We start from the raw sequence: 16,504 nt of genomic DNA on the forward strand, positions 1-16,504 counted from the left end.
CCGGGAAGCTACTCCCGGCGAGCCGTCACGACGTGGTCGTCGAGAACTGTTTACCGACGTCCTCCAGGGACCACTCGCCGCCACCGTGCAGTCGCAGCCGCCGGGAGTGGTGCTGCTCGACGGTGCTGCGGTGGCTGACGCTGACCAGGATGATGTCGGGCAGCTCGCCGCGCACCAGGCGGTACAGCGTCATCTCCAGACCCTCGTCGAGCGCCGAGGTGGACTCGTCGAGGAAGACGGCCTTGGGCTTGGTGAGCAGGATGCGCGCGAACGCGATGCGCTGCTGCTCACCGGGGGACAGCACCTTGGCCCAGTCGAGCACCTCGTCGAGGCGCTCGATCAGGTGCGGCAGGGCGACCTTGTTCAGCGCGTCGTGGACCTGCGCGTCGGTGAGGGTGCCCTCCTCGCACGGGTAGGACACCACCGCGCGCAGATCTCCCAGCGGGACGTAGGGCAGCTGCGAGAGGAACATCGTCGCGTTCGTCTCGCACGGGCACTTCATGGTGCCGGTGGCGAACGGCCACAGCCGCCCGACGCTGCGCAGCAGCGTGGTCTTGCCGCTGCCCGACGCACCCGTGATCACCAGCGACTCACCGGGATCGAGATGGAGGCTCAGCGGATTGATCAGCTGCCTGCCGTCGGGGGTTCGCACCTCCACGTTCTTCAACTGAACGGTGCCCTCGACGCACGCCTCCAGCTCGATCTCGGGGAGCTCGCGGGCCTCCTCGTTGGCGAGGACGAGGCCGTGCAGACGGATGATGACCGCCTGGTACCCGGCGAACTGGTCGTAGACATTCCGGAAGAAGGACAGCCCGCTCTGGATATTGCCGAAGGCAATAGCGGTCTGACTCAAGTCGCCGAGCTTGATTTCGCCGTTGAAGAAGCGGTGGAATTGCACTAGGTACGGCAGCAGTGTGATGGCCTGGTCCATCGACAGGTTCCAGCCGTAGAACCCGATCATGCGGTTGATGTACCGCTTGTAGTTGCCGACCACCAGCGAGAATCGTTGCCGCAGCGCGGATCGTTCGGCCGTCTCGCCACGGTAGAAGGCCACCGCCTCGGCGGCGTCGCGCAGACGCACCAGGGCATAGCGGAAGGCGGCGTTGAACTTCTCGTTGTTGAACGACAGCCAGATGATCGGCCGGCCGATCCAGAACGCGATCACGGTCGCGAAGAGGACGTACCCGATCAGCAACCAGAACATGGCGCGCGGCACGTTGACCCCGACGAAGGGGAGCGTCAGCGGCCCAGACAGGTTCCACAGGATCGCGGTGAACGAGATCATCGATGCGATCGAATCGACCGCGCCGAACAGTAGTGTCGCCCCCGACGTGTTGTTGGGCGTGTTGGGCAGCGAACCGACTCCCGCAGTGAAACTGTCGATATCGGCTTGAATGCGCTGGTCGGGGTTGTCGATGGTGTCGTCGATGAACCGGCCACGGTAGTAGGCCCTGCCCTCGAGCCAGTCACCGGTAAGCCGGTCGGTGAGCCATGCGCGCCAGGCGAGCATGAAGCGCTGGGTGATGAACAGGTCGAGCATGATCCGCGAGATGTGCAGGATCGCGAGCACGGCGAAGACTTGGATCGACAACCAGAAGCCGTCGCCGCCGGACTGCCGGACGGCGTCATCGCCACCAGCCAGTCCCGAGGCCACCACCTGGAAGCTCGTGGACATGTCGCTACTTTGAAAGCTGAACAGCACCGTTAGTCGCACCCCGGCGATGACCGACAGCATCAGCGTCGCGAGCCACGCCCAGACCCTAATGCTCTCAGGGCCCTTGAAGTAGTCGCCTGTGATCCGCCAGAATTGCCGGCCCCATTGGGTGAAGCGCCCGATCGAGTACAGGACGACAAGGGTCGCCACCGACGCCATTGCCCAGCCCTTGACGATCCAGACCAGCGAGGTCCAAATTTCGGTACGCCAGTCGAGCGTCGCGGTGAACATGTCCACCCCGGCAAGGTACTCCGACATTCCGCAGTCAGCCGCGCGGAGGGTTCAACTGGTCGTGGCGAGCCGCACCAGGCGCCACGCGCCGTCGCCCAGCAACTCCAACTGCTGATCGTGGTGACGTTCGACGGTTTCGCGATGGCTCACACTCACCACGATCGCGTCCGGCAGCTCCGCTCGCAGCAGCTGGTAGAGCATCAACTCGAGTCCCTCGTCCATCGCCGAGGTCGACTCGTCGAGGAAGACGGCCCTGGGTCCGGTGAGCAGGATCCGTGCGAACGCGAGCCGCTGCTGCTCTCCGACCGACAGCAACTTGCCCCAGTCGCGGACCTCGCGAGTTCGGATCACCAGGTGAGGTAAGGCCACCTTGAGCAACGCCCGCTGCACCTCGGCGTCGCTCACGCTGCCGTCGGGGCACGGGTAGGAGGCGGCCGCCCGCAGGTCGCCCAGCGGGAGGTAGGGCAGCTGGGACAGGAACATCGTCTCGCGGTCACCGGCCTCGCCGATCGGTAAGCGCACCGCGCCGGAGGCGTGCGGCCACAACCCGGCGAGGCTCTGCAGCAGGACCGTCTTGCCGGCGCCGGAGGGTCCGGTGACGACCAGGCTGCCGCCCGGGTCGATGGCCAGGCTCAGCGAGCGGATCAGCGGCGCGCCGTCGGGTGTGCGGACGTCGACGTCGTCGAGGCGGACGCCGTCGGCACCGGAGTCGGCCGCGACGAGCCCGGCCGACGCGCCCGCGCGGTCGATGGTGTCCTTCAGACCGTCGAGCCGCATCAGCGCGGCGCGGTAGCTCGCGAACGCGTCATAGGCGTTGCGGAAGAAGGACAGCGACTCGTGGATGGCGAGAAACGCCGTCGCCGATTGCATCACGTCGCCGAAGGAGATCTGGCCGGCGAACAGGCGCTGCGCCTGGACGATGTAGGGCAGCGGGTTGATCAGCTGACTCACCGATACGTTCCAGCCGAGGAACAGCACCATCCGGTTGAGCCAGTTGCGATAGTTCACGACGATCTGGGACAGCCCGTGGCGCAATCGATGTCGTTCGCTGTCCTCGCCGCGGTAGAGGCCCACCGCACTCGCCGAGTCCTTCAGCCGGATCATCGCGTACCGGAAGCTCGCGTTGCGCACCTCGTCGAGGAAGCTCAGCCGGATCAACGGCCTGCCGATCCAGAACGCGACGGCCGTCGCGAGCAGGACGTAGCCGATGACGATCCAGAACAGCGCCCTGGGCACCGTCACGTTCAGCACGGTCAGCGGCCCGGACAGGTTCCACAGGATGACGCCGAACGACGCGACGGCGAGCACCGACTCGATGGCGCCGAAGAGCAGCATGCTGCCCGACCCGTGGGCGGGTGAGTTCGGTTCACCGGTGCCGGCGGTGACGACGTCGACGTCCTGCTGGATGCGCTGGTCGGGGTTGTCGATCGGGTGCGACGCGAGCTGGCCGCGGAAGTAGGCGTGGTCGCCGAGCCAGTCGTCGACGAGGCGGTGGGTCAGCCACACCCGCCAGCGCAGGATGAACCGCTGCGTCAGATAGAGGTCCACCAGGTAGCGGACCGCCGACACCGTGCCCAGCACGGCGAAGACGATCATCGACGTCCAGAACGCGTCGATGCCGCTCGACTTCAGTGAGCCGTCGTCCGACGCGCCGCCCTCGAACGCGACCTGCAGCGACGTGAAGAGGTCGTTGGCGTAGTAGCTCTGCAGCACGCTGATGCGCACGGAGACGACCGCCGACATCAGCAGCGCGGCGAGCTGCAGCCACGCGGGGATGCTCGCCCGGCCGACGAAGTAGGCGCCGCTGATCCGGGTGAACTGGCGTCCCCAGGTGGTGACGCGTCCGAGCAGCGCGAGCACCGGGACGACCACCACCGCCGAGGCGGCGAACGCCGTCAGGACCCAGACGGTCGAGTTGAGCGCCTCGTGGTTCCAGTCGATGGACGAACTGAAACCGTCCACGTCCTCGAACTCCTTCGCGGCGGTCGGCCCGCCATCGGGCGAAATTACCTCAGCGGGGCGCTGTCCCGGCTCGGTTTTCGGGTAGGTCGGACCCGTGTCGCGGATTTCGTTGGACCCGTCGGCGACCGGGGTACAAGCTGGGATCGTGCAGGTGCGGATACACGACTCGGCGGCGGAGTTCCGGGCGCTCGCGTGTCCGCTCTACGAGCGCGATCCGGTGGGCCACACCGTGGAGCTCACGGGGCTGGCCGCGCCCGAGCTGCCCGCCGACGCGGTGCTGGTGACGGTGAGCGACGGGGGAGAGGTGGTCGGTGCGGCCGTGCAGACGCCGCCCTATCCGCTGGTGTGCGCCGGCCTGCCCCGCGCCGCGGTCGTACCGGTCGTGACCGCGCTGGCCGACGTCATCCCGGGCCTGCGTTCGGTGCGCGGCATCCGCGAGGTGACGGCGGCGTTCGCGGCCGAGTGGGAGCGCCGCACCGGCGTCACCGTCGCCGACTCCACCGAGGAGCGGCTGCACGTCCTCGGCGACCTCGTCGCACCGACCGGCGTGGCGGGGGAGGCCCGTCCACACGGCGACGACGACGGCGACCTGCTCGGCGACTGGTCGGGACGGTTCTTCGTGGAGAGCTTCGGCGTGGCGCCGCGGCCCGTCGCGCACCGGGCGTTCGTGACGAACTACCTGCGCGCCGGTGCGCGCTTCCAGCTGTGGTGCCACGACGGGGAGCCGGTCAGCATGGCGATGGTCCGCCGACCGGTGCAGGGCGTCGCGCGGATCGGGCCGGTGTACACCCCCGACGCCGAACGCGGGCACGGCTACGGGTCGGCGGTGACGGCGGCCGCCGCGGCCGCGGCACGCGAGTCCGGCGCGACCGACGTCGTGCTGTTCACCGACCTCGCGAACCCGGTGTCGAACTCGATCTACCGCACGATCGGCTTCCGGCCGGTGGCGGACTGGCTGTCCGTCGGGTTCGCGACGAGGGGCCCGTCGACCGGCGGGTGAGCCGCGTACCTTTGACACGTGGCCAAGACTGCACCCAAGCCGAAGACCCGTACCTCGGGGCGCGTGAGCAACCGATTCTGGAAGATGCTCGGCGCCAGCACCGATAAGGATCAGTCCGACTCGCTCGCCCAGGTGACCGCCTCGGCGGCGTTCGACGACAAGGCCAAGGCCCTCGACGACGAGAAGTTGCGCAAGGCCGCCAAGCTGCTGGAACTCGGCGACCTCGCCGAGTCGGCCGACATCCCGCAGTTCCTGGCGATCGCGCGCGAGGCATCCGAGCGGGCAACCACGTTGCGGCCCTTCGACGTTCAGCTGCTCGGCGCGCTGCGCATGCTCGCCGGCGACGTCGTGGAGATGGCGACCGGTGAGGGCAAGACCCTCGCGGGCGCGGTCGCCGCGGCAGGCTATGCGATCGGCGGGCGCAGCGTGCACGTCATCTCGGTCAACGACTACCTGGCCCGACGCGACGCCGAGTGGATGGGCCCGCTGCTCGAGGCGATGGGCCTGACCGTCGGCTGGATCACCGCCGACTCCACCGCCGACGAGCGGCGCGCCGCCTACGCCTGCGACGTCACCTACGCCTCGGTCAACGAGATCGGCTTCGACGTACTGCGCGATCAGCTGGTCACCGACGTCGAGGACCTGGTCTCCCCGCATCCCGACGTGGCGTTGATCGACGAGGCCGACTCGGTGCTCGTCGACGAGGCGCTGGTGCCCCTGGTGCTCGCCGGCACCACCCACCGCGAGACGCCGCGGCTCGAGGTCATCCGGCTGGTGGGCGAACTGTTCTCCTCGCCCGACGCGCGCACGTACTTCGACACCGACTCCGACCGCCGCAACGTGCACCTCACCGATACGGGCGCCCGCAGGCTGGAGAAGGCGCTCGGCGGCATCGACCTGTACTCGGAGGAGCACGTCAGCACCACCCTCACCGAGGTGAACGTGGCCCTGCACGCGCACGTCCTGCTGCAGCGCGACGTGCACTACATCATCCGCGACGGCCGGGTGCAGCTGATCAACTCCTCGCGCGGCCGGATCGCGGCGCTGCAGCGTTGGCCCGACGGTCTGCAGGCGGCGGTCGAGGCCAAGGAGGGAATCGAGACCACCGAGACCGGCGAGGTGCTCGACACCATCACCGTGCAGGCGCTGATCAACCGCTACCCGCGCGTGTGCGGCATGACCGGCACCGCGCTCGCGGCCGGCGAGCAGTTGCGGCAGTTCTACAAGCTCGGCGTGTCCCCGATCCCGCCGAACACGCCGAACGTCCGCGAGGACGACGAGGACCGCGTCTACATCACCGCCGCGGCCCGCAACGCCGCCGTGGCCGAACACATCAAGACGGTGCACGCCACCGGCCAGCCCGTGCTGGTGGGCACCCGCGACGTCGCCGAGTCCGAGGAACTGCACGAGCGCCTCGTCAAGGCCGGCATCCCAGCCGTCGTCCTGAACGCCAAGAACGACGCCGAGGAGGCCGCCGTCATCGCCGAGGCGGGCATGCTCGCCAAGGTCACGGTGTCCACCCAGATGGCGGGCCGCGGCACCGACATCCGGCTCGGCGGATCCGACGAGACCGACCACGACGCGGTCGCCGAGCTCGGCGGCCTCCACGTGATCGGCACCGGGCGCCACCACACCGAGCGGCTGGACAACCAGCTGCGCGGTCGCGCCGGACGCCAGGGCGATCCCGGTTCGTCGGTGTTCTTCGCCAGCTGGGAGGACGACGTGGTCGTCGCCAACCTGGAGCCGCAGAAGCTGCCGCTGCAGACCGACGAGGACGGCCGCATCCTGCACGCCAAGGCGCCGCAACTCCTCGGGCACGCGCAGCGCGTCGCGGAGGGCAAGCTGCTCGACGTGCACGCCAATACCTGGCGGTACAACCAGCTGGTGGCCCAGCAGCGGTCGATCATCGCCGAGCGCCGCGAGAAGATCCTGCGCACCGACACCGCACGCGTGGAACTGAAGGAGCGCTCGCCGGAGCGGTACGCCGAACTGGCCGAGCAGATCGGCGAGGACCGCCTGGAGCGGATCTGCCGGCTGATCATGCTGTACCACCTCGACCGCGGGTGGGCCGATCATCAGGCCTACCTCGCCGACATCCGGGAGAGCATCCACCTGCGCGCCCTCGGACGGCAGAACCCGCTCGACGAGTTCCACCGGCTGGCGGTCGACGCGTTCGGTTCGCTGGCCGCCGACGCCATCGAGGCGGCGCAGCAGACCTTCGACACCGCCAACGTCGCCGAGGACGAGCAGGGACTCGACCTGTCGAAGCTGGCGCGCCCCACGTCGACGTGGACGTACATGATCCACGACAATCCGCTGGCGGACGACACGATGGCAGCGCTGAGCCTGCCGGGGGTGTTCCGCTAGGTTCATGGCCATGGCTGACCCGGCGGGCAGGAGCGCAGCGACCGGGGGAGATGGTCCGGCGAGTGGCGGCGATCGGGTCCTCACCATTCCCAACGCGCTGAGCGTGCTGCGGCTGGTCCTGGTCCCGGTCTTCCTCTACCTCCTGCTGGTGACCGAGGACTACGGGCCTGCGGTCGCGGTGCTGATGTTCAGCGGAGCGTCCGATTGGGCCGACGGGAAGATCGCCCGGCTCTTCGACAACCAGTCCTCGCGGCTGGGCGCCCTGCTGGACCCGGCAGTCGACCGCATCTACATGATCACGGTGCCGGTGGCGCTGGCGCTGGCGGGCATGGTGCCGTGGTGGTTCGTGGCGGTGCTGATCGGTCGCGACCTGGTGCTCGCCGGCACGCTGCCGGTGCTGCGCGGCCGCGGGCTGACGGCGCTGCCGGTGACCTACATCGGCAAGGCTGCGACGTTCGCCTTGATGTCGGGCTTCCCGCTGATCCTGCTCGGGCAGTGGGATGCGCTGTGGAGCCGGGTGATCCTGGCCATCGGGTGGGCGTTCGCGATCTGGGGCATGGCGATGTACCTCTGGTCGGGCGTGCTGTACCTGATCCAGGTGGGCATGGTGATGCGCCAGATGCCCCGTGTCGCGGCCACCCCGAGGGGGTGATCCATGGCGGACGACGAACGGGCGCTCGGCGGGTACAGCCGGGACGCGGGCCGCAACGCCCACGAGGCCGACGCCCCGACGCTGATCCCGGTGCCGTCGCTGCTGCGGGCACTGCTGTCCGACCATCTCGACCCCGGGTACGCGGCCGCCGCGGCGAAGCGTCCGGGCCGGCGCCGGTTCGAGTGGGCGTGGCAGTTGACGGCCGGGCTCGTGGTCGCCTCGGTGCTGGCGACTGCCGTCGCCGAGGCCCGATCGGTGGCCCCGGCGACCGAGGAGACGCAGCACGTCCTGGCCGACGGGGTGCGGGCGGCCGAGGCGGCCAACGCCGATATGGCGCGGCAGCGTGACGACCTCGCCGTGGAGGTGGAGGCCGACCGGCGCAGCAGGCTCGAGGGCGACGCCACGGGCCGTTCGTTGCTCGCGGGACTCGACGACGCGGAGTTCACGGCGGCGGCGACCCCGGTCTACGGGCCGGGACTGACGATCACCGCCACCGAACCGGGCACGGCGAGCGACCTGTCGGACGTCTCCCAGCAGCGCGTCGAGGGCAGTACGCAGGTGGTGCTCGACCGCGACCTGCAGCTGGTCGTGAACTCGCTGTGGGTGAGCGGCGCGGAGGCGATCGCCGTGGGCGGGGTGCGGATCGGCCCGAACGTGACGATCCGGCAGGCGGGCGGCGGCATCCTCGTCGACAATCAACCCGTGACCAGCCCGTACGTCGTGTTGGCGATCGGGCCGCCGCACGCGATGCAGGACGTCTTCGACCGCAGCCCCGGTCTGCAGCGGCTGCGGCTGCTCGAGGCCTCGTACGGCGTGGGGGTCGGCGTCGCGGCGGGCGACGACCTGTCCGTGCCGGCGGGCCCGGTGCGGGAACTGGTCTTCGCCACACCGATGGCGCGGTGACGGGGGAGAGATGATGACGAGGGCCCGAGGGCAGGCCGGGACACCGGAACGGAACGGACGTACATGATCGGGATCGTCGCGCTCGTCGTCGGCATCGTGCTGGGTCTGATCTTCCATCCCAGCGTCCCCGACGAGATCCAGCCGTACCTGCCGATCGCGGTGGTCGCCGCGCTCGATGCGGTGTTCGGCGGTCTGCGCGCCTATCTGGAGCGCATCTTCGACTCGAAGGTCTTCGTCATCTCGTTCGTGTTCAACGTGCTGGTCGCGGCGATCATCGTCTACGTCGGGGATCAGCTCGGCGTGGGCACGCAGCTGTCCACGGCGATCATCGTGGTGCTGGGCATCAGGATCTTCGGCAATGCCGCGGCCCTGCGGCGCAGGCTGTTCGGGGCGTGAGCATGGACGAGCAGCGGTCCGACCGGCCGGCCGAACACCACGGCAGACACGAGCTCCCGCCCACGGAACACGCCCGGCCGATCGGCGACCTGCAGCCCGCGGGCGTCGGCGGCGTGCTCGGCCGCGGCCGATCGCAGATCCTGTTCGGCGCGCTCGCGATCCTGCTGTGCCTGGTCCTCGGCATCGCGATCGTCACGCAGGCCCGGCAGACCGAGTCCGGTGACTCGCTGGAGACGGCGCGCCCCGCCGACCTGCTGGTGCTGCTCGACTCCCTGCAGCAGCGCGAGGCGGCGCTGAACACGGAGGTCGCCGATCTGCAGCGGACACTAACTGCCCTGCAGGCCTCCGGCAGCGACGACGAGGCCGCCATCCAGAACGCGCGCGATCGGTTGGCGGCGCTGTCGATCCTGATCGGCACGGTCGCCGCGACGGGGCCCGGGGTGACGTTGACCATCGGCGACACCGCGCCCGGCGTCGCGCCGGAGACGATGCTCGACGTGATCAACGAGCTGCGGGCGGCGGGGGCGGAGGCCATGCAGATCAGCGGCTCCGGCGGGCAGGAGCGGAGCGACCCGGGAAGCGGCTCCGGCGGGGATGCCATCAGGGTCGGGGTCGACACGTGGGTGGTCGGGGCGCCCGGCGCGCTGGTGGTCGACGGCGTCACCGTCGCGCCGCCCTATTCGGTGCTGGCGATCGGCGATCCGCCGACCTTGGCGGCTGCGATGAACATCCCCGGCGGGGCGATGGACAGCGTCGAACGCGTCGGCGGCACAATGTCGGTGCAGCAGACCGACGTCGTCAACGTGACCGCCTTGCGGCAACCGAAACCACGCCAATACGCTCAGCCGGGCAAGTGACTCCCGCCGGCCGTGCGGAGACCGAGCGACACAATCTAGGAGCGCCGTGAGCGAGACCCCGTCCGACCTGTCCTACACCTCCGACCACGAGTGGGTCCGAGTCACCGGGGACGACACCGTCCGCGTCGGGATCACCGACTACGCGCAGGCCGCGCTGGGCGACGTGGTCTTCGTGGACCTGCCGTCGGTGGGCGACGAGGTGACCGCCGGCGGCGAGTTCGGCAACGTCGAGTCGACGAAGTCGCAGTCCGAGCTGTACGCCCCCATCACCGCGAAAGTGGTTGCCGTCAACGAGGATCTGTCGGACTCCCCGGAACTGGTGAACTCCGACCCGTACGGCGGCGGCTGGCTGATCGACCTCCAGGTCGAGGGCGCCTCGCTCGAGGAGGCCGTGTCGGCTTTGCTGGACGCCGACGGGTACCGTGCCACTCTCGACGAATGACGAAATCCGGCGGTGGTGGACACACCGGCATGGGCCGCGCGGTACGGTCGAGTAGATCCAATGACGGTCGCCCGCAATGCCGAGCGGCCAGCCAGACATCGCCACAGCAGCCAGTTAGGAGCAGCGGGTGACGGATAACGACACCAGTTCGGCAGACGATTCCTCAGAGATGACGGTCGAGACCACCTCGGTCTTCCGTGCCGACTTCCTCAACGAGTTGGACGCCCCGGCCGCGACGAGCACCGAGGGTTCGGTCTCGGGCGTCGAGGGCCTGCCCACGGGTTCGGCGTTGCTCGTCGTCAAGCGCGGCCCCAACGCCGGGTCACGCTTCCTGCTCGACCAGGCCACCACCTCGGCCGGTCGGCATCCCGACAGCGACATCTTCCTCGACGACGTCACGGTGAGCCGCCGACATGCGGAGTTCCGTCTGGAGTCCGGCGAGTTCCAGGTCGTCGACGTGGGCAGCCTCAACGGCACCTACGTCAACCGCGAGCCGGTCGACTCGGCCGTGCTGGCCAACGGTGACGAGGTTCAGATCGGCAAGTTCCGGCTGGTCTTCCTGACCGGCCCGAAGACCGACGACGGCGGCTCGGCCGGCTAATGACCGCCCCCGACACCCCTGCGCTGGCCGGGATGTCGATCGGGGCGGTCCTGGACCTGCTGCGACCCGACTTCCCGGACGTCACGATCTCGAAGATCCGCTTCTTGGAGGCCGAGGGTCTGGTGACGCCGGAGCGCACGCCGTCGGGATACCGGCGGTTCACCGCCTACGACTGTGCGCGGCTGCGCTTCGTACTGACCGCGCAGCGCGACCACTACCTGCCGCTCAAGGTCATCAAGGCCCAGCTCGACGAGCAGCCGGACGGTCAGCTGCCGGCGATGGGGTCGGCCTACGGAGCACCCCGGTTGGTGCCGGTGTCCGAGGAGTCGGACTCCTCCGACGCGGTCGCGGCGTCGCGCACGCAGGTGCGCTTGAGCCGGGAAGACCTGCTCGCCAAGTCCGGCGTCGACGACGCGTTCCTAGGTGCGCTGGTGAAGGCCGGGGTCATCAAACCGGGTCCGGCGGGGTTCTTCGACGAGTTCGCCGTGGTGACCGCACAGTGCGCGAAGGCGCTCGCCGACTACGGCGTCGAACCGCGGCACCTCCGGGCGTTCCGGTCGGCCGCCGACCGACAGTCGGACCTGATCGCGCAGATCACCGGGCCGGTCGAGAAGGCGCGGCGCGAGGGCGCCAGGGACCGCGCGGACGATCTGGCGAGAGAGGTCGCCGCACTGGCGATCACGTTGCACACCTCGCTGATCAAGTCCGCGGTGCGCGACGTTCTCGAACGCTGAGGACTAGACTCGACATCACTATCCCGAGGGTGCGGAGGGCATACGCAGATGGGTGAGGTTCGTGTGGTCGGCATTCGCATCGAACAGCCGCAGAACCAACCGGTCTTGCTGTTGCGCGAGTCGAACGGTGACCGGTATCTGCCGATCTGGATCGGTCAGGGTGAGGCCAGTGCCATCGCGCTGGAACAGCAGGGCGTCGAGCCGGTTCGGCCGCAGACGCACGACCTGATCCGAGATCTGATTGCCGCGCTGGGGCATTCGCTCAAGGAGGTCCGGATCGTCGACCTCCAGGAGGGCACCTTCTACGCCGACCTGGTCTTCGACCGCGACATCACGGTGTCGGCACGCCCGTCGGACTCGGTGGCCATCGCGCTGCGCGTCGGGGTGCCGATCTACGTCGAGGAGGCGGTGCTGGCCGAGGCCGGCCTGCTGATCCCCGACGAGGGCGACGAGGAGAGTTCCGGCCCGGTCCGCGAGGACGAGGTGGAGAAGTTCAAGGAGTTCCTCGACAGCGTGTCGCCGGACGACTTCAAGGCCACCTGACCCGGAGCGTCCGGGTTTGTCACGGATGCGTCTCAACTGGTGGCGACGCGTCGACACGCGGTCCAGGTTTCGCTGATCGGGCATTCGGGCAGCCATAATTCGAGCAGTCTTCAGCCAGTCACCAGCATGGCCGGAAGCGTATGCTCGACACACACTCGAGCTTGGAGCACACCGCGCTGCGTCTCGGCTGCGGCGCACGAAGCGACTTGAATTCGGCGAGAGGATGCACGGTGGGCGACACGCCACGGCAGGGGCAATTGGATCTCTCCTCAGACGGGAAGCCGGTACCGCCGGCTCCCGTGGCGGTGACCGAACCCGTGCAGGGCGGACTGTTCCCGGACGACTCCGTGCCCGACGAACTCGTCGGCTACCGCGGACCGAGCGCATGCCAGATCGCGGGCATCACCTACCGGCAGCTCGACTACTGGGCGCGTACCTCGCTGGTGGTGCCGTCGATCCGTAGCGCGGCGGGCTCCGGCAGTCAGCGCCTGTACTCGTTCAAGGACATCCTGGTCCTCAAGATCGTCAAGCGGCTCCTGGACACCGGCATCTCGCTGCACAACATCCGCGTGGCCGTCGACCACCTGCGTCAGCGCGGGGTCAAGGACCTCGCCAACATCACGCTGTTCTCCGACGGCACCACGGTCTACGAGTGCACGTCGGCCGAAGAGGTCGTCGACCTGCTGCAGGGCGGTCAGGGCGTGTTCGGCATCGCCGTCTCCGGCGCGATGCGGGAACTCACGGGCGCCATCGCCGACTTCCCCGGTGAGCGTGCCGACGGGGGCGAGTCGATCGCGGCTCCCGAGGACGAACTGGCATCGCGCCGCAAGTCACGCGACCGCAAGATCGGCTGACGTCACCGCTGTCGCACTCGGCCGGTAGACTCGCCACTGCATCGTCCCCCTTGCGGGAGAGTTCCGTGGTTGCCAGCCGCGGACGCCGAAGGAGCAACACCTCTCCGTCAACCTCTCAGGCACAAGGACCGCCTGGGGCCCCGATGCCTCTGGAAAGCGGTGTACCGGCATGCCCGGTCCGCCCGCCCATGGGGAAAGGCGACGTGACACCGAGGCAGTGACGCCTCAGTCGCCGAATCTCTCAGGCGCCCGGTCTCGGGTCGACGACAGAGGGGGAGGACCGCGAGCGGTTCTGGGCACGTTCCCCTGCCCCTTTCCCCTCGGCCACCGTCGAAAAGAGGCCCACTGTGTCCGGTAGTGCCACCCACCCCGACAACGAGCGCCGCATGCCGCGGTTCGCCGACCGCCACATCGGACCCGATGCGGATGCCGTCGCGACCATGCTGAACGTCATCGGCGTCGACTCGCTCGGCACCCTCGCCGAGAAGGCCCTGCCCGCCGGCATCCTCGACGCGCTGACAGGTGAAGGCCTCGCCCCCGGTCTGGACCAGCTGCCGCCGCCGGCCACCGAGGAGCAGGCACTGGCCGAACTGCGCGCGATGGCGCTCACCAACACCGTCGCGACGTCGATGATCGGGCAGGGCTACTACGACACGCTGACCCCGCCGGTGCTGCGCCGCAACATCCTCGAGAACCCCGCCTGGTACACCGCCTACACGCCGTACCAGCCCGAGATCAGCCAGGGCCGCCTCGAGGCGCTGCTCAACTTCCAGACCATGGTCGAGGACCTCACCGGCCTCGAGGTCGCCAACGCCTCGATGCTCGACGAGGCCACCGCTGCGGCCGAGGCGATGACGCTGATGTACCGCGCCGCCAAGGGCTCGGTGAACCGGCTCGCCGTGGACGCCGACGTGTATCGCCAGACCGCCGCCGTCATCGAGACGCGCGCGCAGCCGCTGGGCATCGAGATCGTGTCGGCCGACCTGCGTGACGGACTGCCCGAGGGCGACTTCTTCGGCGTGATCGTCCAGCTGCCCGGTGCGAGCGGTGCCGTGATCGACTGGAGTTCGCTGGTCGACCAGGCCCACGAGCGTGGTGCCCTCGTCGCCGTGGGGGCGGACCTCCTCGCGCTGACCCTGGTGACGCCTCCCGGGGAGATCGGCGCCGACGTCGCGTTCGGCACCACCCAGCGCTTCGGCGTGCCGATGGGCTTCGGCGGACCGCACGCGGGCTACCTCGCCGTGCACACCAAGCAGGCCCGGCAGCTGCCCGGCCGCCTCGTCGGCGTCTCGGTCGACGCCGACGGTTCCCCCGCCTACCGCCTCGCGCTGCAGACGCGCGAGCAGCACATCCGGCGTGACAAGGCCACCAGCAACATCTGCACCGCGCAGGTCCTGCTGGCCGTCATGGCCGCGATGTACGCCAGCTACCACGGCGCCGACGGCCTCACCGCGATCGCCCACCGGGTGCACGGCAACGCGCTCGGCATCGCCGCCGGCCTGCGCAGCGCCGACGTCGAGGTGGTGCACGACGCCTTCTTCGACACCGTGCTGGCCAAGGTCCCCGGCCGCGCCGACGAGGTGCGCGCCGCCGCCAAGGAACGCGGCATCAACGTCTGGGTCGTCGACGCCGACCACGTCTCGGTGGCGTGCGACGAGGCCACGACCGCCGAGCACGTCGAGAAGGTGCTCGAGGCGTTCGGCGCGACCCGCGGCGGGCAGCACCAGCCGGGCCCGGCGATCCACACCCGCACGTCGTCGTTCCTGACGCACCCGGCCTTCACGCGCTACCGCACCGAGACCGAGATGATGCGCTACCTCCGGTCGCTGTCCGACAAGGACATCGCCCTGGACCGCAGCATGATCCCGCTCGGCTCGTGCACGATGAAGCTGAACGCGGCCGCCGAGATGGAGCCCATCACCTGGCCCGAGTTCGCCCGTCAGCACCCGTTCGCGCCCGCCTCGGACACCCCGGGCCTGCGCCGGCTCATCTCCGACCTCGAGGGGTGGCTCACGCAGCTCACCGGCTACGACGCGGTGTCGCTGCAGCCCAACGCCGGCTCGCAGGGCGAGTACGCCGGACTGCTGGCGATCCAGGCGTACCACCTCAGCCGCGGTGACGACCAGCGCAACATCTGCCTGATCCCGTCGAGTGCGCACGGCACCAACGCCGCGTCGGCCGCACTGGCCGGCATGCGCGTCGTCGTCGTGGCCTGCCGCGAGAACGGCGACGTGGACCTCGACGACCTGCGTGCCAAGATCGCCGAGCACGCCGACGCCGTCGCGGCGCTGATGATCACCTACCCGTCGACGCACGGCGTGTTCGAGCACGACGTCGCCGAGATCTGCGCGGCGGTGCACGACGTGGGCGGCCAGGTGTACGTCGACGGCGCCAACCTGAACGCGCTGGTCGGGCTGGCCCGGCCGGGCAAGTTCGGCGGCGACGTCAGCCACCTGAACCTGCACAAGACGTTCTGCATCCCGCACGGCGGCGGCGGTCCCGGCGTCGGCCCGGTCACGGTGCGTTCGCACCTCGCGCCGTTCCTGCCGGGCCATCCGATGGCCGAGGAGCTGAGCGACACCTACACCGTGTCGGCGGCGCCGTACGGTTCGGCGTCGATCCTGCCTATCACGTGGATGTACATCCGGATGATGGGTGCGCCGGGCCTGCGGGCGGCGACGCTGACCGCGATCGCGTCGGCGAACTACGTCGCGCGTCGTCTCGACGAGTACTACCCGGTGCTCTACACCGGCGAGAACGGCATGGTCGCTCACGAGTGCATCCTGGACCTCCGCGGGATCACGAAGAGCACCGGCGTGACCGTCGACGACGTCGCGAAGCGCCTGGCGGACTTCGGTTTCCACGCGCCGACCATGAGCTTCCCCGTCGCGGGGACGCTGATGGTGGAGCCGACGGAGAGCGAGAGCCTGCGCGAGGTCGACGCGTTCTGCGAGGCGATGATCGCCATCCGGGCCGAGATCGACCAGGTGGGGTCCGGGGCGTGGCCGGTGGACGACAACCCGCTGCGCGGCGCGCCGCACACCGCGGACTCGCTGCTGGTCGACGAGTGGAACCACCCGTACACCCGTGAGCAGGCCGCCTACCCGCTGGGCAAGGCGTTCCGGCCGAAGGTGTGGCCGCCGGTGCGTCGCGTCGACAGCGCGTACGGCGACCGCAACCTGGTGTGCTCGTGCCCGCCGGTCGAGGCCTTCGCCTGACCCGGTCGGGTCCCTTCCCGCGAACGTTGG

The 16,504-nt window shown here is 69.5% G+C and carries 14 protein-coding genes and 1 riboswitch; of the genes, 12 read left to right on the forward strand and 2 right to left on the reverse strand.

Features of this window, described 5'->3' with window-relative positions; all coding sequences use genetic code 11:
- Nucleotides 1-25: 25 nt before the first annotated feature.
- Together AC1MEY_RS09365 and AC1MEY_RS09370 are read right to left on the reverse strand one after the other, a co-directional pair.
- A complete protein-coding gene (locus AC1MEY_RS09365) occupies nt 26-1,945 on the reverse strand; it encodes an ABC transporter ATP-binding protein/permease (RefSeq protein WP_480231389.1) in 1,920 nt (639 codons plus the stop codon).
- Nucleotides 1,946-1,996: 51 nt separating this feature from the next.
- Nucleotides 1,997-3,907, reverse strand: a complete 1,911-nt coding sequence (locus AC1MEY_RS09370; protein WP_480230374.1) for an ABC transporter ATP-binding protein/permease — start codon at nt 3,905-3,907, stop codon at nt 1,997-1,999.
- A 145-nt stretch (nt 3,908-4,052) separates the two neighbouring features.
- Here AC1MEY_RS09370 and AC1MEY_RS09375 point away from each other — a divergent pair, with 145 nt between their 5' ends.
- From AC1MEY_RS09375 to gcvP, 12 genes are all read left to right on the forward strand, one after another.
- On the forward strand, nt 4,053-4,907 hold the full coding sequence (locus AC1MEY_RS09375; RefSeq protein WP_480230375.1) for a GNAT family N-acetyltransferase: 855 nt from the start codon (nt 4,053-4,055) through the stop codon (nt 4,905-4,907).
- An 84-nt stretch (nt 4,908-4,991) separates the two neighbouring features.
- Nucleotides 4,992-7,274 (forward strand): accessory Sec system translocase SecA2, encoded by a 2,283-nt coding sequence (gene secA2 / locus AC1MEY_RS09380; protein ID WP_480231390.1) that lies wholly within the window; start codon nt 4,992-4,994, stop codon nt 7,272-7,274.
- A gap of 10 nt (nt 7,275-7,284) precedes the next feature.
- A complete protein-coding gene (locus AC1MEY_RS09385; protein WP_480230376.1) occupies nt 7,285-7,926 on the forward strand; it encodes a CDP-alcohol phosphatidyltransferase family protein in 642 nt (213 codons plus the stop codon).
- A gap of 3 nt (nt 7,927-7,929) precedes the next feature.
- Nucleotides 7,930-8,829: a DUF881 domain-containing protein gene (locus AC1MEY_RS09390; RefSeq protein ID WP_480230377.1), complete on the forward strand. Its 900-nt coding sequence runs from the start codon at nt 7,930-7,932 to the stop codon at nt 8,827-8,829.
- A gap of 63 nt (nt 8,830-8,892) precedes the next feature.
- Nucleotides 8,893-9,225, forward strand: coding sequence for a small basic family protein (locus AC1MEY_RS09395; protein ID WP_480230378.1), 333 nt, complete (start codon nt 8,893-8,895; stop codon nt 9,223-9,225).
- 2 nt (nt 9,226-9,227) lie between these two features.
- Nucleotides 9,228-10,082, forward strand: a complete 855-nt coding sequence (locus AC1MEY_RS09400) for a DUF881 domain-containing protein (protein WP_480231391.1) — start codon at nt 9,228-9,230, stop codon at nt 10,080-10,082.
- A gap of 46 nt (nt 10,083-10,128) precedes the next feature.
- Nucleotides 10,129-10,524 carry a glycine cleavage system protein GcvH gene (gcvH, locus tag AC1MEY_RS09405; protein ID WP_480230379.1) on the forward strand — a complete coding sequence of 132 codons (396 nt, stop codon included), beginning with the start codon at nt 10,129-10,131 and terminating at the stop codon, nt 10,522-10,524.
- Between the two features lie 169 nt (nt 10,525-10,693).
- A complete protein-coding gene (gene garA / locus AC1MEY_RS09410; RefSeq protein WP_480231392.1) occupies nt 10,694-11,125 on the forward strand; it encodes a glycogen accumulation regulator GarA in 432 nt (143 codons plus the stop codon).
- On the forward strand, nt 11,125-11,859 hold the full coding sequence (gene ftsR / locus AC1MEY_RS09415) for a transcriptional regulator FtsR (protein ID WP_480230380.1): 735 nt from the start codon (nt 11,125-11,127) through the stop codon (nt 11,857-11,859). Before garA ends, ftsR begins: the two co-directional genes overlap by 1 nt.
- A 48-nt stretch (nt 11,860-11,907) precedes the next feature.
- Nucleotides 11,908-12,402, forward strand: a complete 495-nt coding sequence (locus tag AC1MEY_RS09420; RefSeq protein ID WP_480230381.1) for a bifunctional nuclease family protein — start codon at nt 11,908-11,910, stop codon at nt 12,400-12,402.
- Nucleotides 12,403-12,632: 230 nt separating this feature from the next.
- Nucleotides 12,633-13,256 (forward strand): MerR family transcriptional regulator, encoded by a 624-nt coding sequence (locus tag AC1MEY_RS09425; protein ID WP_480230382.1) that lies wholly within the window; start codon nt 12,633-12,635, stop codon nt 13,254-13,256.
- A 43-nt stretch (nt 13,257-13,299) separates the two neighbouring features.
- A riboswitch (glycine riboswitch) is annotated at nt 13,300-13,397 on the forward strand.
- A gap of 245 nt (nt 13,398-13,642) precedes the next feature.
- Nucleotides 13,643-16,474 (forward strand): aminomethyl-transferring glycine dehydrogenase, encoded by a 2,832-nt coding sequence (gene gcvP, locus AC1MEY_RS09430; RefSeq protein ID WP_480231393.1) that lies wholly within the window; start codon nt 13,643-13,645, stop codon nt 16,472-16,474.
- Nucleotides 16,475-16,504 lie beyond the last annotated feature (30 nt).

It is taken from the genome of Mycobacterium sp. PTI7, assembly GCF_056679845.1.